This is a genomic window from Acinetobacter sp. A1-4-2 (assembly GCF_040233925.1).
Classification (GTDB): domain Bacteria; phylum Pseudomonadota; class Gammaproteobacteria; order Pseudomonadales; family Moraxellaceae; genus Acinetobacter.
Genome location: NZ_CP157981.1, coordinates 2,956,466 through 2,974,473, shown reverse-complemented (window position 1 = coordinate 2,974,473; position 18,008 = coordinate 2,956,466). Strand labels below are relative to the sequence as shown.

The following is an 18,008-nucleotide window of genomic DNA, read 5'->3' as shown; positions in this document are numbered from 1 at the left end:
ATTAAAATAAGAAGCTCAACGGAATGAAAAAAGTGATCTTGATGGCTTGTGCCGTAGCCTGTTTGGCTGCTGCACAGGCTAAACCTGTCGATAATGCCAAGCTCAGTATTCACAAGAATAATATTAAAGTCTGGACCTATCAAAATAGTCAAAACCCGGTATTTTTATACAAAGCCGAAACCACCTACGATACGCCTTTTGAAAAGGCCGTTGGTCTGATTTTGGATGTCGATCATGCGGTGAAATGGGTACCGTATATGGGCAGCGTGAAAGTGCTATCGCGCGATGATAAAAAAGGCGAATTTTTATTGTATATGGTGCTGGATTTTCCTTTTCCGCTGAAAGACCGTGATTTGGTGGTACAAGGCAAAATGATAAAAGATGCTCAAGGCATCATCACGATCAAGAATAAAGCGGTTGATAAAGCCTATGCCAAAAATCCGGATTATATCCGTTTAACCCATTATGAAGGCGATTGGACCTTTCAGAAATTAGCCAATAATAAAGTCAAGGTTTCCACCTATGGTTATGCCAATCCTGAAGGTTCCATTCCTTTAACCTTTGTGAATATGTTTGTACAGCAGCAGCCTTATCAGATGCTGCAAAAGATGAGGGCAGAACTTGCTAAACCATCAAGTATTCCGCTGTTACCTGAAGCATTACGCTAATGAACAAAACGAAAAAAATTCCGCATTATGCGGAATTTTTTCCTCATCGTATCTGATGAAATTTGAATTCAGCCGAATCAAATAAAAATTAGAAATCAGCTTTTAACACAATCCGGTAACGGGCCTGACCCGAATGTAGACGTTCAATCGCTTCATTCAGTTGTGACATTGGAAAAACTTCAATTTGCGGGGCAATATTTTTCCGCGCAGCAAATTTCAGTAACTGACGCAGTGCAGCAGGCGAGCCGGTAGGTGAACCGGTAATCGATTTTGCACCGCCAATCAGCATGCCGGCAGAGATCTGCATCGGTTCAAGTACCAGACCCAGCATATGTACCGTACCGTTTGGAGCCAGAGTGGTTAAATAGGCAGCCCAGTCCAGAGTGACATTGACGGTGCTTAGCAATAAATCAAACTTGCCGCGTTGAGCTTTTAATGCGACTGTATCACGGCTATTCACCACATGGTCTGCACCCATGGCTTTCAGTTCTTCGGTCTTATCTAAGTTAGACGTGAATGCGGTAATTTCACAGCCCCAGGCTTTCAGCAGTTTGATTGCCATATGACCCAGGCCACCAATACCAATCACACCCACATGATGAATGGCCTGAATCTGGTGTTTTAAAATCGGATCAAACACGGTAATCCCACCACAAAGTAACGGACCGGCACTTTCCGGATCCAGATCTTCGGGCAGGGGAATCACCCATTGCCAGCCGGCACGGACTTTATCGGCAAATCCACCAGCATGACCCACAATGGTCGCTTTTTTCTCACCGCTACATAGGACTTGCTGACCTGATACACAAGGATCACAATGCTGGCAGCTTTCAGCAGTCCAGCCGATGCCTACGCGTTGTCCCACTTTCAGACCTTTGGCTTCTGAACCCAGCTGGGTAATAGTGCCAATAATTTCATGCCCGGCCACCACAGGATAAACCGAAGATTTCCAGTCATTATTAATCACTGAAATATCGGAATGGCATAAACCGCAGTATTCAACTTTAACTTCAACTTGATGGGGCTGTAGTTCTCCTGCATCAAACTGATAGGGTTCAAGTGCTGCACCTGCCTGCATCGCTGCATAGGCATGGATGATATTGTCACTCATGGCAGAATCCTTTTATGGTTATAGTCACGTGTTAAGTTGATTTAAAAGTGCAATGGTTTTCATGGTCTTCGACCATACCCACAGCCTGCATAAAAGCATAGCAGGTAGTGGGTCCAACAAATTTAAAGCCTTTCTTTTTTAAGGCTTTGGATAGTGCAAGGCTGATGTCGGTTTGGGCCGGTGCCTGACGATAATCCGGCACATCATTGTGTAGGATCTGATGTTCAACAAAGCTCCATAACCAGTCGCTGACATTCATTTGTTGTGGTTTTAATTCTTGTGTTAACTGCTGCCAGGCCATGGCATTGTCACGGATGGCCTTGAGCTTGCCGATGTGCCGGATCAAGCCGGCATCTTGGAGTTTATTTTCCAGTTCTGCATCACTGAACTGGGCGATCTTGGCAATTGGGTATTGAAAGAAATATTGCCGATAGCAGTCACGTTTTTTCAGTACGGTAATCCAGGACAGACCGGCCTGCTGTCCTTCCAGGCACAGCATTTCAAATAAATGCGCCTCATCATGACTGGCTTTGCCCCACTCATGATCATGGTAAGTCATATACAGTGGATCATTCGAGCACCAAGCACAGCGTTGAATCGACATTTTTGATGCTCCTGACCAGGTTTAAAGCTTGAATTCAGTCCATTGATCTTGCTGGTTATCCCAGTAATACAGTTCGGCTTGCGGTAAATCGGTGAATTGAATCCACATATCTTTACCCGTTTTTTCTGCAAAACCGGTGCTGATCAAAAGCGCTTCTTCGGTAATTTCCATCACCCAGCCCTGGTGGGTTTGTCCCGCCAACACAATTTTCTGTTGATTGCCTGATTCAGCAAATTCGACCAAACGATTGATCAACGCTTCTGACATGAATAGTTCCTAAAAATTAACGTAAATAAGGATAGGGATTCACCACGCCACGACCCTTACCTTCGAGGTAAATACCGTAGTGTAAATGCGGTGCCGTATGACGGGCATTGCCGGTATTGCCGACATAACCAATCAGATCACCTTTTTTGACATAATCACCGACATTTAAGCCGCGTTTATGATCATCAAGATGGGCATAGTAATGCCAGCTTCCACCAGGACCCAGAATCCAAACCACTTTACCACCCAAATTGTTATTGCGTAAGTCGGCAATGAGTCCTTCTGTGGCACTCAACACTTTTGTTCCACGTGGAGCCATGATATCAATGCCTTCATGAGTACGACCATGACTACGCGAAGCTCCCCAAGTATCTTTTAATTGTCTGGCTTGGATATTTTTGACTGGTATAGGCAATGATGATTTCAGCTGCATACTTTTCAGCTTTTGCACCTGAGCCGGGGGAAGCGGGGTAGAGGACGGTTTTTGCGGTGTCGAGGTACATGCCGCAATCCACAAAATGCTAAAACCCAAGAATAAGGCTGAAATAAAACGTAGCACTGTTCATCCTTTTTTCATTCTAATGTATATGAAATTATTTGAACTACAGTACCTGACTATCTCATAAATTTACTGCAGAGATCAATTTTTTCATTGCAGTAGGCAGACCCATGGCGGTTGCCTTTTGTGGTGTTAACCAGGTGCCATTCAGTTCAATGGCCAGATGTTCTTGCTGGTCAGTATCGACGTCAAAACACAAGGCTTCCAGTTGCCAGGTAAAATGAGTAAAACTATGCGTGATTTGCCCACGTTGAATCACTTTTTTTAAACCTAAAGATTGGCACAGTCGTTCAAATTCGGCAGCATCTTCGAGAATCGGCAAGCACCATAAACCGCCCCATAGCCCGCTATTCGGGCGTTGTTGCCATAACCATTGCTGTTGAGACTGAATCAGCAAAACTTGCGCTGATTTTACCGGAACAGGCTTTTTGGCTTTTTTAAACGGCAGCTCAGTTTCCAGTCCCTGTTGATGGGCTTTACAATGCTGCTGCATCGGGCAATATAAACACAAGGGTTTTTTCGGCGTACAGATGGTTGCCCCGAGATCCATAATCGCCTGAGTATAGTCATGATTGCGTTCAATAGGACACAACTGTTCTGCCAGTTGCCACATGGCACGTTCATGCACAGGTTTGGACAGGTCATCTTCAATGGCAAAGAAACGTGCCAATACCCGTTTGACATTGCCATCCATAATCACACCGTACTGACGCAAACCGAGGGACATCAGTGCCCCGGCAGTGGATGGGCCAATTCCGGGAAGCTCAATCCATTGTTCTAATGTAGTTGGAAAATGACCTTGACGAGCTACCATTCCCGCAGCTTTATGCAAATTTCGAGCGCGGGCATAATAACCCAGACCCGCCCAATAAGGGGCTACATCATCCCAACTGGCCTGTCCCAAATCTGCTACCGTCGGAAAGCGTTCGATGAAACGTTCAAAATATTGCAGCACAGTTTTAACTTGGGTTTGCTGCAACATGATTTCTGAGACCCAGACCTTGTAGGGATCGTCCGCGACTTGCCAAGGCAAATCATGGCGGCCATGAACGTCAAACCATGAAAGCAGGGCATCGGCAAAAGAAAACTGTGACATGTGAACCGTAGCGTGAGAATAGATGAATAGTTTGACATACTCCCACCACTTTCGCATAGCTCAAGTGGAGGATTCTAAAAGCATAAGCTCCTAGGCGACTTCCTTACGGATTTCGCTTGTTTTCTGTATCGCAGGGCGACCTTTACCACATCCTCCCTCCACAGACAAAACGGTGTGTCCCACCGCTAAAATGTTACATGCAGCATTAAAGTCTGCATTCGCAACAAAACCGCATTCGACACACTCAAATTTCTCTTGGGTCTGTCGGTTTTCTTTCGCTACATGACCACACTGAGAACAGGTTTGACTGGTGTACTGTGCGTTTACCTTAACAAGCAATCCACCGCTCCATTGTTGTTTATACTCAAGCATATTAACAAGCATCGACCATCCTTGATCTAGAATGGCCTTGTTCAAGCCTGACTTGGCTTTCACGTTTTTGCCTTTCTGCTCTTGTGTGCCACTTGCTGACCTCGACATATTGGCTACTTCCAAGTCCTCAACTACAATCATTGCGTGGTTTTTGCTGAACGTTGTGGTGACTTTGTGCAAGTAGTCATGCCGAATATTGGCAATATGGTGATGTAACTTTTGAATCTTGTGATTCAACTTTTTCCAGTTCTCACTGAATTTCACTTTCTTGGCCAGTTTTCTTTGTAGCTTGGCAATTTTAATCTGATTTTGTTTAAAGCTGTTTTTAGGTGAAATCACTTCACCCTCAGAGGTTGTTATCAGCTTCTTGATACCTAAATCCACGCCGATTGCGGTTTTGGATGGGTGAACTGGCTTTTCAACCGTGCGGTTGGTACAGAATGAAATATACCAGTGACCACATAGCTTCTTGATGGTAATGCTTGTGATTGTCCCTAGAATTTCTTGAGATTTTTTAAACTTAATCCATCCGATTTTCTTAGGTAGTGAAACTCTGTTGTTGTCGATCTTACAACCCTGAAAGGGGATTCTGAATGATTGATCACCACTCGATTTTTTCTTAAATCGTGGCATCAATGGGCGTAATTGGATTTCAGAACCATCAGCCAGTTTAAAGAATTTAGGTTTTTTAGGTTTACGCTTTTTTTGTTTTAGTTGAGTATGTTCTTTGGGATCAAAGAATTTAGCCCATGCCTTAGCAAGATCACGGATTTTTTGTTGAAGTGAAGCTGAGAAAGTATCACCGAGAAAAGCAAAATCAGGGTTTTTCTTTAATGGTAGTAAGTGTTTTTCTAACACTTCGTAACGTATGTATTCTTCTTTAGAAAACAACTCAAATGATTCAGCTAGAATTTTATTCCACACAAAACGAGCAGAACCTATTGCTTGATTAAGCAATATTTCCTGTTCTTCATTCGGCAATAGCCTGAATTTATATTGTTGTAAAATCTTCATTTAAACCATTGTTTAAAAAGAATTAATATGGTCGAATTATACCCAAAATTGTTAAAAAACCAACTGAAATTAATTTTAAATTGGCTTTCGCCACTCGCTTATATCCCCCACCTGACTGTCGGTGGGGGGCTTACGCTCGATTCAGATAAAGTTTGATCCATTTTATTTGCTGGTCATGCCCCAGCGCTCGTCAAGTTTCAAGGTTTGGCCTTCATAGCGTGGAATAATATGAATATGCAAATGTTCATCAACCTGGCCAAACACCGCACCATCATTAAAGCCAATATGAAAACCTGTAGGATGGTAACGTAGCTTCAATTCATTACGGGCAAGCTCCAACAGAGACATCAGGCTTTTGCGTTCTTTGTCCGTGATATCAAAAAAGGAACTGACATGGCGCAGGGGAACAATGACAGAGTGACCTTTGGATAAAGCATTTGGTTCGGGTAAAATGACTCCGAAATCATTTTTATCAATGATGTCATATTCATCAAAATTGCAATATGCACAATTATTTATCGTCATTGTTATATCCTCTCTAAATGATCCATCACTGGATGGGTAAAAATAGCCAAATTATCTTTACCTTCATTGTTATTCACCAAGTCGGCTTTTAAATAATTCATACATGGCAGATAAGCCTTGCTGTTCGGCTGCTGCGTTATAGCCCAGATCAATACCATTGGCTTTGGCACGTTCGTCTGCCAGCGGGTTGCTAAAGCCATGTTTAGCATCTTCAAAGATAATCACTTCATGCTCGACTTGAGCAGCATGCATCTCTTCTTTAAAGCGTGCGACATCGTCCAGACTGACCATACTGTCCAGTTCTCCGTGGAGCACCAGAATTTCAGCTTTCACCTGTCCAGGCTGTGCAGGGACTTTGGGCGTCAAGTTACCATGGAAGGTCACAACAGCCTCTAAATCAGCACCAGAGCGCGCCAGATCCAGAACCACCTTGCCACCATAGCAGAAGCCTATAGCTGCCAGTTTATCTGCATTTACTTCTTCTTGCGCAGCTAATGTGGCTAAACCTGCAGACGCACGAGTCACAATTGTTTCAGGATCTTCAAAGGTTTGCATCATCCATTCACTGGCTTGAGGCACTGCTGTAGTGACTTTTTTATCCCCGTACATATCAATGGCAAGGGCGGCGTAGCCATGTTCGGCAAGCTCACGTGCACGTTGTTCGGTGTAATCATTTCGTCCCCACCATTCTGGTGCCACAATAATGCCAGGGAGCGGTTTTTCCGATTCAGGTGCGGCAAAGTATCCGATCAAATGTGTTCCATCTGGTGCAGTGTACTGAATTTCGCGAGTTTTAATGCCGAGAGCCATGGATTCAATCCTTGTAATAAATAAAAAATGTCTGAATTAAAAATATAGAAATGAATTTTCTTTAATGATTGTACAAGATTGTTCAACTTTGACGACATACTAAGATGCATAAATTGAAACATGCTTTTAATTCAGCAGAATATGTATCTAAGTCTTGAATAAATATGGGATTAATCTTATTTCCAGGTATTGAAAAAAGAGAAAATAGATCGGCAGGATTTCAGAATAATGACCTCTTCCAGAGTGACGCGCAACATGGGCTAGAGTATCTCATCCATGCTAAAAATGGCGAGCAGTCATAACTGCTGGGGGAGTTTCAGATTGACCCACTCGCTATTTTAACATGAAACAGGAACCGACCAATTATTTGCTGGCTTTAGGCAATACCTCAAGCAGTTCGACATCAAAAATCAAGGTACTATTCGGTTCAATCACATCGCCGGAGCCAATTTGACCGTAGCCAAGTTGTGCCGGAATGAAAAAGCGATATTTGGCCCCTTCTTTCATCAACTGTAAGCCTTCCGTCCAGCCTTGAATCACTTGGCTGACCTGAAATTCCGCTGGCTGGTTTCGGGCAATCGAGCTGTCAAACACAGTTCCATCAATGAGCCGACCTTCATAATTGACTTTAACTACGGAATTGGGCTTTGGCGATTTTCCGTTGCCCTGTTTAAAAATCTGATACTGCAAACCTGATTTGGTGCTTTGAACACCTTGTTTTTTAGCATTGGCTGCTAAAAAATCCGCCCCAATTTTAGCATTGGCTTCTGCTTTTTGTTTTAATTCAATCAGCTGTTTTGCTTCACTTAGCTTTTTATGCTGACTCAGAACTCGGGCCATTTCTTCATCCGTCAGGGCAGATTTAGCGCCTTGCGTGGCTGTCTTTAAACCCAGGATAAAAGCCTCTAGGTCTAGATCCTTAAACGATTCAGGATTGCTACGGCCCATTAAGTAACCGAAGCTGTAACCAACCTGTTCCTTTAAACTGCTGCTATTGGTCACCGTTTTTGCAAAACTTGCCGTTGTGCACATGCATAAACAAAGTAGTGTTATAGATGTTTTCATTTTCTTATCTCAAGATAAATAAGGAGAGCAAAAGCTCTCCTTAAAATTATTATTTTACTTTAATCAGTTCGACATCAAAAATCAGGGTGCTATTGGCAGGAATCGTGCCCGGAACACCTTGTTCGCCGTAGCCCAATTGTGAAGGAATATAAAGGGTGGCTTTACCGCCTTCTTTCATCAGTTGCAGGCCTTCAGTCCAGCCTGGAATGACCTGATTGAGCGGGAATTCAATCGGTTGACCACGTTCAATCGAGCTGTCAAATACCTTGCCATCGACCAGCTGGCCTTTGTAATGTACGGTAACGACAGAAGTTGCAGTTGGCTGTTTACCTGTACCTTCTTTGGTGATTTTGTACTGTAAGCCTGAAGCCGTGGTTTTCACACCTGGTTTTTTCGCATTTTCAGCCAGGAAAGTGTCACTGGTTGATTGAGCTGTTTTGGCTTGATCCAGCTGTTTCTGTTGCATTTCTTTCTGGAACTGCTGATAGGCTTGTTGAAGTTCTTGTTCTGTATAAGCCGGTTTATTACGAGCATGCCCTTCACGTACACCTGTAACAAAACTGTTAATGTCTAATTCAGGCGGGGTTTGATGTGCGACCTCATAACCGAGTGCATAACTGATTTTTTCAACAGCAGAGGCATTTTTTGATGCTTTTGACGTCACGATAGCCGGGTTTTGAGTTGCATAATAAACAGGTACAAGTGCAGCACCGCCTAAAACAACAGCGACAGCGATGGGTAAGGCTTTACTCATAGGTTTTCCCAAAATCATTTTATATTAAAAAAGTTGCATTAATTTTAGCAGACTTTTCTATGCAGCACGTTTCGAGCGAATCGTGGTGTACAGAAATCCAATATATTCTTATCAACCCAACTATTCTATAACAGTCTGAATATATAAAACATTTCTCATACAATAAAATATCTGTTTTTTATTTCCATAAAAATAAGCCTCAAAAGCAAAAGCCAGTGATTTTTCCACTGGCTTTTAGCCTACAACGCTTTAAATGATATCAATGAAAAAGATTAATCATTGTCTTTTGAGGCTTTATAACCATAAGTATAGTTATAGCCATAGCCATAGCCATAAGCGCCTGAGCCACGTTGAATATCATTCAGAATAAAGCCATTGACCTTAACATTGACTTGTTCAAAACGATTGACCGTTAATTCCAGTTCTTTCATCTGTGATTTTGCATATCGTGCGATGACTAAATTCACACCTGAATATTGTGAAATGATAATACCATCTGTTACTGCCAGTACAGGTGGGGTATCGATAATAACATGATCATAATGGGGTGAAATTTGCTCTAGAAGTTCCGAGAATTTTGCCGAACTTAAAAGCTCTGAAGGATTCACCGGACTTTTCCCACGGGTAATTACATCCAGATGGGGAACGTCAGTGGATTTAACAATACTTTCGAGGGCTTGTTGACCATTTAAGTATTCAGCCAAACCGGACTGGTTGTCATGGTTGAAATACTTATGTAAATAACCACGACGCATATCACCATCAATAATTAATACCCGCTTATTACTTTGCGCCAAGATTGTTGCTAAGTTTGCAGAAATAAACGATTTACCCACTTCAGGAGAAGGACCGGAAATCATGATGATATTGTTTTTGGCGTTGCTTAAGGCAAAATGAATGGCGGTACGCATACTGCGTAAGCTTTCGATGGCAATATCATCGCTATTTTTAATGGCTAAAATAGGAATATGCTTTTTCTTTTTCAGAAGCTTAATCCGACTTTCTTGAATCGGTGAACGCGGAACAGTGGCATAGACCGGTAAATCCAGTTCATTTTCAATTTGATCTGCATCTTTAATCCCTGAGCGCATCATATTGCGTAATAAAGCCAGTAAGGTTCCTAGGAAACCACCCAGGAATATGGCCAAAATTAAAATTTGCAGTTTCTTTGGTTTAATTGGTTCAATTGGCAATACAGCTGTATCTACAACCCGGACATTGCCAATTTCACCGGCTTTGGCAATACGTAATTGCTGGTACGAGTTAAGCAGGGCTGTATAAAGCTGCTGTTTGACTTCAACCTCACGGTAAAGCTGCAAATAGCGGCGTTGCAAGTCTGGTAACTGTTTTAATGTGCCATTCAGCTCGGCAATTTTCTTATTGATTGCACCCAGTTGAGCATTCATTTGTTGCATCACTGGATGTTCATTGGTGTATTTTGCAGAAGCTTCCGCCAGTTTCTGCTCCAGTTCAGCTTTGGAGGTTTCAAGCTGAATACTCTGGGTTAAATACAGTTCGGATTCTTTAGTCACATCAACAGTATTATACTGTTGGCGGAATTTGTTGAATTCGCGTTCAGCTACATCAAGCTGCTGTTTTAATTCTGGTAACTGCTCTTCAAGAAATTTAAGCGTTTGTGCAGTTTCAGCGGAGCGGCGTTCAATATTTTGGTGGCTATAGGCAACCAGAATTGAGTTAAGGACTTTGGTAATATGTTCTTTGTCTTGACCTTGATAATTTAGGCCCAAGATGCCGGTCAGTTTGCCTTTTTCGGCCACAGAATAGTTATTTGTGATTGAACCCATTGCTGCGGGTAAAGACATTTTTTGAATATTATAGCTGTCTTTTAGCTGGTCTTGAGTGTAAATGGCGACTTTCCAGGTTCCGGATGCTGAGCTGTGTTGGCTCTCCTGGTTGATTGGGCCACTAATAACCACTTGCTTGGTTGCTGCATCTGTCAGAGTGAATTTATTGCCATTAAAATTAAGCGACAAATTTTTGTCTAAATAATCAGCTGGAACTTCAAACTTGCGAACCTCAAAGGACTGAGCATCATCCTTAAATAAAACAGATTTGTTTTGATATTGGGTTTGATAATCATGGGGGTGTAATAAACGATCAAAAAAACTGTTTTCTGTGCCTGAAATTTTTAAATCGAGGTTTAAGTTTTTAATAACAGAACCCAGTACCAAACGGGATTTGAGCAGTTCTATTTCAGCTTGAGCCGGTTGCTTCTGCTCAATCATATTGGATAAATCACCCAATAAAGCAGCAGAGGTTCCCTTACTCTCCTCTACTTGTACCAGTGCATCCACTGAATAGGTATCCGGCGTTGTTTTTAAATACAGCAGTGCAGAAACCAGACTTAAAATGATGCAGAGTGCGATAAGTTTCCATTGGGCAATTAGTGAAAAGAACAGTTCTTTTAAATCAATGGTGTCTTCAGTATTAGTATTTTGGCTCATAATTTGGCTATCAAAAAGTTAAATATGTTGTGTCCAGTCGTTAATACAGTCCTGTATTAACTGACAGGTTTCATCAAAGACCAATTGCTCATGCTGGAAGGGGTCAGGAACGTTTTTGCCTTGCCAATGCCCTAAGCGGAAAGTTTTTCCTTTGGCAAAAGGCCAGGTTTGTTCTAAATGCTTTTGCTGGTTTTGACTCATGACTAAAATCAGATCGGCCTTTTTAATCAGATTGGCATTTAGCTTTTTGGCAATATGAGGACTCATATCAATACCTAAACGCTGCATACAAAGGGTAGCTTTAGGATCTGCCGCATGTCCAACTAAACCGGAAATACCTGCAGAATCAATATGCAGTTGCGGATATTGCTGTTTTAAGAAATATTCGGCCATCGGACTACGACAGATATTGCCTACACAAACCACAAGGATATTCTGAATTTGCATTATTGCCCCAAGCGATCCAAATTATAAAGTGCATTCGAGAATGGAATAATTTGGTTCACGACACGTTGCCAACGCGCTAGACCGGAAGCATCGACATAGACAATATCATTGCTGCGCATTTTAAATTTATTGGCTAAACCAAAATCGGCAATACTGGTTAAATCCAGTTGATAAACTTCTGTAGAGGTATCCACAGCATTGCTACGAACGACATAAATTTTACTTCGACTCGCAGACAACGGATTTAAACCTAAACTTTCACCTAAAACATCACTTAAACTCATACCCTGATCACGCATTGGCAGGGATTGGTTTTTACCCGATTCACCCATCACATAAATTTTTTGGTTTTCACGTGAATTGACATATAAAGTATCATTGGGTTGGATCAGCAAGTTATGTAAGGACAGTCCGGCTTTTTCCAGTTCAATACTATTGAGCTGATAGCTATGGCCCTGTCTGACTAGGGTAATTGAGGTGTTATCGCCTTGCTGGGAATTCACTCCACCTGCCATGCCCAAAGCGGTATACACACTGACTGGTTGATCGCTGAGCGCAAATTGTCCACCTTTCATCACATTGCCTTGTACAGAAAAGCGCTGGCCTTGATAGGACAATACCCGGGCAATCACATCCGGTGTTTTTAAATAACGAGAAAGTTGGCTACGCAACTCTTGGTTGACTTGAGTTAACGATTTCCCTGCAGCTTTATAACGTCCAATCATGGGAAACTGGATATAGCCATTTTGGTCAATTTGATAGCCGTTGGCCTGAACTGCCTGTTCGTTATTAATTGTATTGGTAGGCGGAGTAATTTCAGGATAGGCCCAAAGATAAATAGAAAGAATATCTCCGGGACTCAATTTATAATTTTTATGGGAAGTATGAAATAAATGGGCATAATCCTGACGAATATTAATTTCAGCTGGCTGCACGGCAAATAAAGAGTCTTGGGTAAGTTTGATTACATTGACTTGAGTGCCCAAATCCGTTTGATAAACCCCTTCACTAGGTAAATCATAAGTTTGTAAACCAGAAGTGATTGCACAACCAGTCATTCCTAAACTCAGTGCAAACATAACGCTGTAACGGTAGTAACTCACTCTAAATCCTGTTTATAAAAATAATTTGAAATTAATATATAGGTAGGCATAGCTTGTCCAATAAATAAAATTGGAACAATAATATTTTATACCATTAATGTTTTGTTACCTAGTTTAAGATGTTGTTGAATCGTAAGATCTTGGCTATAGCCGTGGAAATACTACTGGGTTATCCTTAAATAAGAAATAGCAAGAAAATTAAATTTATTTATTGTGTGATGTTTTTGGCGTTTATAAGCTCTCATTTTAAGATTCACATAAATTGCCTGTTTGAATGATGTCTCCCATAAAGACAAGATTTTACAATTAAAATTACTGCAATTTCTGTTATATTATAATGCTATTTACAACGTCACGATGATCAAGAATTCATCGATCGCATAGGCTTCTATATGTTACAACTCTCTGAACTGAAAATAGCAATTATTGGGCTAGGTTATGTCGGTTTACCCTTAGCTGTAGAGTTTGGAAAACAGGTCCCTGTTGTTGGTTTTGATATTCATCAAAAGCGTATTGATGAATTAAAAAATGGTCAAGACCATACCTTAGAGGTTTCGCCTGAAGAATTAAAACAAGCCCATCAATTAGCCTATAGTGCAAACTTAGAAGATTTAACAGACTGCAACTTCTTTATTGTGACGGTGCCGACGCCTATTGATCAATATAAACAGCCGGATCTGACGCCATTGGTCAAAGCCTCGCAAAGTATTGGTAAGGTGCTGAAAAAAGGCGATATTGTGGTTTATGAGTCAACAGTTTATCCGGGAGCCACTGAAGAAGTCTGCATTCCTGAACTGGAAAAAGTTTCAGGCTTGAAATTCAATCAGGATTTCTTTGCCGGTTATAGCCCAGAGCGTATTAATCCGGGTGATAAATTGCATCGCGTGACCAATATTCTCAAAATCACTTCAGGGTCTACTCCAGAAGTCGCTGATTTTGTCGATCAGGTCTATAACCTGATTATTCAGGCGGGAACCCATAAAGCGTCCAGCATTAAAGTTGCCGAAGCGGCAAAGGTGATTGAAAATACCCAACGTGATGTCAATATTGCACTGATTAATGAGCTTGCCTTGATCTTCAATAAGATGGGTATTGATACTGAAGCAGTTCTACAAGCTGCAGGAACGAAGTGGAATTTCCTGCCGTTCCGCCCAGGTCTGGTCGGTGGTCATTGTATCGGAGTTGATCCATACTATTTAACCCATAAAGCACAAGCGATTGGTTATCATCCTGAAATTATTTTAGCCGGACGCCGCTTGAATGATGGCATGGGTGCCTATGTGGTGACTCAGCTGGTCAAAGGTATGCTGAAAAAACGCATTCAGGTGGAAGATGCCAAAGTGCTGATTTTAGGCTTAAGTTTTAAAGAAAACTGTCCGGATATCCGTAACACCCGAATTATCGACATCGTCAATGAACTGAAAGAATATCACGTGAATGTGGATGTTTATGATCCATGGGTGAATACCGAAGAAGCAGATCATGAATATGGGATTCGTCCTGTTCAATCTTTAACAGACAACAGTTATGACGCCATCATTTTGGCGGTTGCACATGAGCAGTTTAAAGCGATGGGCGTAGAGAAAATTCGTGCCTTGGGCAAAGCAGAATATGTTTTATATGACTTGAAATATGTACTTGCACAGTCTGAATCTGATCTTCGTTTGTAATTTAAAAAGTGTTAGGAAGTATCGTCATGAGTCAATATCAGCTGGTTTGTGAACAGTTAAAGCAGGCACCGAAAACGTGGCTGGTCACGGGGGTTGCCGGTTTTATTGGCTCTAATCTACTAGAAACGCTCCTAAAACTTGATCAGACTGTTGTTGGTCTGGATAACTTTGCGACAGGTCATCAATATAATCTTGATGCGGTGCAACAGGCGGTATCTACAGAACAGTGGGCGAGATTTACCTTTTATGAAGGCGATATTCGCAAGCTGGAAGATTGTCAAAAAGCCTGTACCAGTGTGGATTATGTGCTGCATGAAGCTGCTTTAGGTTCAGTACCACGTTCAATTGCTGACCCGATCACCACCAATGAAACCAATATCAGCGGTTTCCTGAACATGCTGACTGCTGCACGTGATGCCAAAGTTTCCAGCTTTACCTATGCAGCCAGCAGCTCAACCTATGGTGACCATCCGGCATTGCCGAAAGTTGAAGAAAACATTGGCAAGCCTTTGTCACCTTATGCCGTGACCAAGTATGTCAATGAGCTCTATGCTGATGTGTTTGCCAAAACTTATGGCTTTAAAGCGATTGGCTTACGCTACTTTAATGTATTTGGCCAGCGCCAGGATCCGAACGGGGCCTATGCGGCGGTGATTCCGAAATGGACGGCTGCCATGATTGCCGGTGATGATGTGTTTATCAATGGCGATGGTGAAACCAGTCGTGATTTCTGCTTTATCGATAACATTGTACAGGCCAATATCTTGGCGGCGACCACGCAAGATGATGCAGCCAAAAATCAGGTTTATAATGTCGCAGTCGGTGACCGTACCACGTTAAATGATTTGTATCGTGCAATTCAGGCAGCACTTGCGGAAAATGGCGTAAATTACAGCAAAGATGCGGTGTACCGTGACTTCCGTGCCGGAGATGTACGTCATTCACAAGCCAGCATTGCCAAAATTGAACAAGCCTTGGGTTATGCACCTGAGTTTCGAATTAATGCCGGTATTCAGCTGGCCATGCGCTGGTACGTTAAAAATCTGACATGATTGCGCGTATTTTCGCCAAATATCAATCGATTGGCTTAATCACGTCGAGTTTATTAGTAGGTGCGATAATTACATTTATCGCACTTCCTTTTTTAACGCGCCTGTATTCGGTTCAGGATTTTGGTGAGTATGGTATTGCTCTGGCTGTGGTGAGCGTTCTGTCGACCATTGCCAATTTGCGTCTCGACCAAGCCTTACTGGTCGCGGAAGAGCAGGACAATAAAAGCCTGATTTTTGAAGGGACGATGTTCTCTGCCGGTATTGTCGCGGTCAGTGCCATCATCTTAAGTTTTATTTTTGATGCTGCTATGGTGGCAGCAATCTGTAGCGGCGTGCTGGCCAATACACTGATTCAAACTATCTATAACTATAAATTTGCCGCGCATGCCGAATATTTCTGTGCCGGACTGAATATTTTGCGTAGCCTGATTGTGGTGCTGGTGCAGCTGGGCTTGCCCTTCTTGATGAGCATCAGCCTAGTCAACAGTTACAGTGTCAGTTCGGTGTTGATGCTACTGTTTATATTGATTTATATTGTAAGAAATCAGCTCTATCAGGTCAGTTGGCAGGCGTTTAAGCACTATAAAGATTTTATTTATTCCAATACTCCACATGCCTTGCTGAACAGCTTTTCGCATAACTTGCCTTATTATGTAGTGTCACATTTTGTCGGTGTTCAGGCGATGGGCTTTTATGCCATTGTAGAGCGGACCTTGCGCATGCCGATCAATTTAATGTCGCAAACCATTCGTCAGTTCTTTATCCGCAAATTTAAACATCTGGAAAATAGCCAGGAAGCACTGAAAAGCAGTGTGCTGCTCAGCCTGCTGTCTTTGCCCTTATTTGCTGCATTCTTTGTGCTGCCAGAATCCCTGTATTTATGGGTGTTTGGCAAAGACTGGGTGGGTATTTCCACCTATTTTCAGATTTTGGCCTTGGGCTATTGGGCAATTTTCTGTAATCCGCCCAGTTCGGCCTTCCTGATTGCACAGCGCAATAGTCATATCCTGTTTAGATTGCAGGTCATTGAATTATTGATTAAATTCGTTTTATTTTTCGGCCTCTATGTACTGGTAGAAGATAAAATTTATATGCTGCTTGCTGTACCGGTGGCCCTGATTTTTTATAACTTTGCCATTTTATTTTCTGTGTGGAGTAGCAAAAAGTGATGTTTTTTAAAGTTTTAAAACTCATGAATTGGTTCGCTGCACAATGCCGCAAGGTTCTTTATAATCAGGCTTTTGGTACCCGGTTTAAATATTTTGGTAAAGGCACCACGCTCGAAATTGCCGGACAGGTGCGTATTGGAAAAAACGTCTATATTGGCGATCAGGTCAGCCTGATTGTGGAACAGGGCGCAACGCTTACTATTGCCGACAACAGCTTTATTGGTGAAAGTTGCTATATCAAATGTTTTGGCGGTAAGGTTGAAATTGGTCAGGATGTCAGCATTAATTCCAAGTCATTTATCAATGGTTGTGGTGGGGTCAGCATAGGCGACAATACCCGTATTGGCACGCAAAGTATCATTATTGCCAGTAACCATAAATTTGGTGAACCTGATCTCTTAGTGAAAGATGCTATTACCAAGCAGGGGGTCAGCCTAGGTGAAAATATCTGGCTCGGTGCCCGGGTGACGGTTCTGGATGGTGTCGTGATTCCAAATGATAGCGTCATTGGTGCCTGTAGTTTGGTCTCCAAACCTTTGCCTGAGTCCGGTGTCTATGTCGGGATTCCTGTTAAAAAAATCAAATCGGTGTGATGACTCATCCATATCGTTTACATCATTTTCAGCGTAAAATATTGCACTGATTTTTCTTCTTTCCGATTTAGATCCTTTTACTCAGGTCATGCTTATGGCATTTATGGTTTCTGCTTTTCGACAGCTGTTTGATCTCGCTTATTTTTTTGCGAAGGGCAGCGTGGCTTATGCACGCCGTAAAGGGGTGAGGGTCGGGGGAAATTGCCGTATTTATATTCGCAGTTGGGGTTCAGAGCCATTTCTGGTCAGCCTTGGCGATGATGTTACGGTGACTTCAGGGGTAAAATTTATTACCCATGATGGCAGTACCTGCCTAGTCAAAGATCAGCACGGCAAACGTTATCAACGCTTTGCTCCGATTGAGGTCGGTTCGCATGTATTTATCGGGGTCAATACGATTGTTATGCCGGGGGTGAAGATTGGTTCCAATGTCATCATTGGTGCTGGTTCGGTGGTAACCAAAGACATCCCGGATAACAGTGTGGCGATTGGTGTGCCAGCTAAGGTAGTTTCAAGTTTTGCGGACTATGCTGCCAAGATTCAAGCCAGCTGTGCCAGCGATTCTGAACTTGCCGGCATCAGTGATTATCAGCAACGTGTACAACGTGCGATGGATATGCAAGCCTCCAAAAATACTCATTAATTTCTCCCAGTTTAGGTACTG

General features: G+C 42.3%; 19 protein-coding genes. 6 read left to right on the top strand and 13 right to left on the bottom strand.

Annotation, left to right across the window (positions count from 1 at the left end):
* Positions 1-23 precede the first annotated feature (23 nt).
* Positions 24-668, top strand: coding sequence for an START domain-containing protein (locus tag ABJ384_RS14375; RefSeq protein WP_180042690.1), 645 nt, complete (start codon positions 24-26; stop codon positions 666-668).
* Positions 669-756: 88 nt separating this feature from the next.
* On the opposite strand, the gene ABJ384_RS14370 is transcribed toward ABJ384_RS14375, so the two are convergent.
* The 13 genes from ABJ384_RS14370 to ABJ384_RS14310 form a co-directional block, all read right to left on the bottom strand.
* Positions 757-1,779 (bottom strand): NAD(P)-dependent alcohol dehydrogenase, encoded by a 1,023-nt coding sequence (locus tag ABJ384_RS14370; RefSeq protein WP_180042689.1) that lies wholly within the window; start codon positions 1,777-1,779, stop codon positions 757-759.
* 31 nt (positions 1,780-1,810) lie between these two features.
* The gene (locus ABJ384_RS14365) at positions 1,811-2,383 is read right to left on the bottom strand and encodes a DNA-3-methyladenine glycosylase I (RefSeq protein WP_349928115.1); all 573 of its coding nucleotides are present in this window, start codon (positions 2,381-2,383) and stop codon (positions 1,811-1,813) included.
* A gap of 21 nt (positions 2,384-2,404) precedes the next feature.
* Entirely contained in the window at positions 2,405-2,650 is a 246-nt protein-coding gene (locus ABJ384_RS14360; protein ID WP_086196761.1) for a hypothetical protein, read from the bottom strand.
* Between the two features lie 16 nt (positions 2,651-2,666).
* The gene (locus ABJ384_RS14355; RefSeq protein WP_349928113.1) at positions 2,667-3,209 is read right to left on the bottom strand and encodes a M23 family metallopeptidase; all 543 of its coding nucleotides are present in this window, start codon (positions 3,207-3,209) and stop codon (positions 2,667-2,669) included.
* A 61-nt stretch (positions 3,210-3,270) separates the two neighbouring features.
* Positions 3,271-4,305 carry an A/G-specific adenine glycosylase gene (gene mutY / locus ABJ384_RS14350; protein ID WP_349928111.1) on the bottom strand — a complete coding sequence of 345 codons (1,035 nt, stop codon included), beginning with the start codon at positions 4,303-4,305 and terminating at the stop codon, positions 3,271-3,273.
* A 90-nt stretch (positions 4,306-4,395) separates the two neighbouring features.
* Positions 4,396-5,691: an RNA-guided endonuclease TnpB family protein gene (locus tag ABJ384_RS14345; RefSeq protein WP_086196758.1), complete on the bottom strand. Its 1,296-nt coding sequence runs from the start codon at positions 5,689-5,691 to the stop codon at positions 4,396-4,398.
* A gap of 162 nt (positions 5,692-5,853) precedes the next feature.
* Entirely contained in the window at positions 5,854-6,216 is a 363-nt protein-coding gene (locus ABJ384_RS14340) for an HIT family protein (protein WP_349928109.1), read from the bottom strand.
* A 69-nt stretch (positions 6,217-6,285) separates the two neighbouring features.
* Positions 6,286-7,026, bottom strand: a complete 741-nt coding sequence (locus ABJ384_RS14335; protein WP_349928107.1) for a dienelactone hydrolase family protein — start codon at positions 7,024-7,026, stop codon at positions 6,286-6,288.
* Positions 7,027-7,389: 363 nt separating this feature from the next.
* A complete protein-coding gene (locus ABJ384_RS14330; RefSeq protein ID WP_349928106.1) occupies positions 7,390-8,091 on the bottom strand; it encodes an FKBP-type peptidyl-prolyl cis-trans isomerase in 702 nt (233 codons plus the stop codon).
* 49 nt (positions 8,092-8,140) lie between these two features.
* On the bottom strand, positions 8,141-8,845 hold the full coding sequence (locus ABJ384_RS14325) for an FKBP-type peptidyl-prolyl cis-trans isomerase (RefSeq protein ID WP_349928104.1): 705 nt from the start codon (positions 8,843-8,845) through the stop codon (positions 8,141-8,143).
* Positions 8,846-9,117: 272 nt separating this feature from the next.
* Positions 9,118-11,310: a polysaccharide biosynthesis tyrosine autokinase gene (locus ABJ384_RS14320; protein WP_349928102.1), complete on the bottom strand. Its 2,193-nt coding sequence runs from the start codon at positions 11,308-11,310 to the stop codon at positions 9,118-9,120.
* An 18-nt stretch (positions 11,311-11,328) separates the two neighbouring features.
* A complete protein-coding gene (locus ABJ384_RS14315) occupies positions 11,329-11,757 on the bottom strand; it encodes a low molecular weight protein-tyrosine-phosphatase (RefSeq protein ID WP_300044189.1) in 429 nt (142 codons plus the stop codon).
* Positions 11,757-12,836, bottom strand: coding sequence for a polysaccharide biosynthesis/export family protein (locus ABJ384_RS14310; protein ID WP_349929756.1), 1,080 nt, complete (start codon positions 12,834-12,836; stop codon positions 11,757-11,759). Before ABJ384_RS14310 ends, ABJ384_RS14315 begins: the two co-directional genes overlap by 1 nt.
* Positions 12,837-13,252: 416 nt before the next feature.
* Between ABJ384_RS14310 and tviB the strand changes: the two genes are divergently transcribed.
* From tviB to ABJ384_RS14285, 5 genes are all read left to right on the top strand, one after another.
* The gene (tviB, locus tag ABJ384_RS14305; RefSeq protein WP_349928099.1) at positions 13,253-14,530 is read left to right on the top strand and encodes a Vi polysaccharide biosynthesis UDP-N-acetylglucosamine C-6 dehydrogenase TviB; all 1,278 of its coding nucleotides are present in this window, start codon (positions 13,253-13,255) and stop codon (positions 14,528-14,530) included.
* A gap of 26 nt (positions 14,531-14,556) precedes the next feature.
* Entirely contained in the window at positions 14,557-15,582 is a 1,026-nt protein-coding gene (locus ABJ384_RS14300) for an NAD-dependent epimerase/dehydratase family protein (protein WP_300044192.1), read from the top strand.
* Complete coding sequence (locus tag ABJ384_RS14295) at positions 15,579-16,751, top strand: oligosaccharide flippase family protein (protein ID WP_349928097.1); 1,173 nt, start codon at positions 15,579-15,581, stop codon at positions 16,749-16,751. The genes ABJ384_RS14300 and ABJ384_RS14295 overlap by 4 nt, the downstream gene beginning before the upstream one ends.
* A gap of 23 nt (positions 16,752-16,774) precedes the next feature.
* On the top strand, positions 16,775-17,344 hold the full coding sequence (locus ABJ384_RS14290) for an acyltransferase (RefSeq protein WP_300044196.1): 570 nt from the start codon (positions 16,775-16,777) through the stop codon (positions 17,342-17,344).
* A 94-nt stretch (positions 17,345-17,438) separates the two neighbouring features.
* A complete protein-coding gene (locus ABJ384_RS14285) occupies positions 17,439-17,987 on the top strand; it encodes an acyltransferase (RefSeq protein ID WP_300044198.1) in 549 nt (182 codons plus the stop codon).
* The last annotated feature ends 21 nt before the right edge of the window (positions 17,988-18,008 follow it).

Bases quoted from the DNA above. Each gene is read 5' to 3' on its own strand.
- ABJ384_RS14375 (WP_180042690.1), top strand. From the start codon at position 24: ATGAAAAAAGTGATCTTGATGGCTTGTGCCGTAGCCTGTTTGGCTGCT.
- ABJ384_RS14370 (WP_180042689.1), bottom strand. From the start codon at position 1,779: ATGAGTGACAATATCATCCATGCCTATGCAGCGATGCAGGCAGGTGCA.
- ABJ384_RS14365 (WP_349928115.1), bottom strand. From the start codon at position 2,383: ATGTCGATTCAACGCTGTGCTTGGTGCTCGAATGATCCACTGTATATG.
- ABJ384_RS14360 (WP_086196761.1), bottom strand. From the start codon at position 2,650: ATGTCAGAAGCGTTGATCAATCGTTTGGTCGAATTTGCTGAATCAGGC.
- mutY (WP_349928111.1), bottom strand. From the start codon at position 4,305: ATGTCACAGTTTTCTTTTGCCGATGCCCTGCTTTCATGGTTTGACGTT.
- ABJ384_RS14345 (WP_086196758.1), bottom strand. From the start codon at position 5,691: ATGAAGATTTTACAACAATATAAATTCAGGCTATTGCCGAATGAAGAA.
- ABJ384_RS14340 (WP_349928109.1), bottom strand. From the start codon at position 6,216: ATGACGATAAATAATTGTGCATATTGCAATTTTGATGAATATGACATC.
- ABJ384_RS14335 (WP_349928107.1), bottom strand. From the start codon at position 7,026: ATGGCTCTCGGCATTAAAACTCGCGAAATTCAGTACACTGCACCAGAT.
- ABJ384_RS14330 (WP_349928106.1), bottom strand. From the start codon at position 8,091: ATGAAAACATCTATAACACTACTTTGTTTATGCATGTGCACAACGGCA.
- ABJ384_RS14325 (WP_349928104.1), bottom strand. From the start codon at position 8,845: ATGAGTAAAGCCTTACCCATCGCTGTCGCTGTTGTTTTAGGCGGTGCT.
- ABJ384_RS14320 (WP_349928102.1), bottom strand. From the start codon at position 11,310: ATGAGCCAAAATACTAATACTGAAGACACCATTGATTTAAAAGAACTG.
- ABJ384_RS14315 (WP_300044189.1), bottom strand. From the start codon at position 11,757: ATGCAAATTCAGAATATCCTTGTGGTTTGTGTAGGCAATATCTGTCGT.
- ABJ384_RS14310 (WP_349929756.1), bottom strand. From the start codon at position 12,836: ATGTTTGCACTGAGTTTAGGAATGACTGGTTGTGCAATCACTTCTGGT.
- tviB (WP_349928099.1), top strand. From the start codon at position 13,253: ATGTTACAACTCTCTGAACTGAAAATAGCAATTATTGGGCTAGGTTAT.
- ABJ384_RS14300 (WP_300044192.1), top strand. From the start codon at position 14,557: ATGAGTCAATATCAGCTGGTTTGTGAACAGTTAAAGCAGGCACCGAAA.
- ABJ384_RS14295 (WP_349928097.1), top strand. From the start codon at position 15,579: ATGATTGCGCGTATTTTCGCCAAATATCAATCGATTGGCTTAATCACG.
- ABJ384_RS14290 (WP_300044196.1), top strand. From the start codon at position 16,775: ATGAATTGGTTCGCTGCACAATGCCGCAAGGTTCTTTATAATCAGGCT.
- ABJ384_RS14285 (WP_300044198.1), top strand. From the start codon at position 17,439: ATGGCATTTATGGTTTCTGCTTTTCGACAGCTGTTTGATCTCGCTTAT.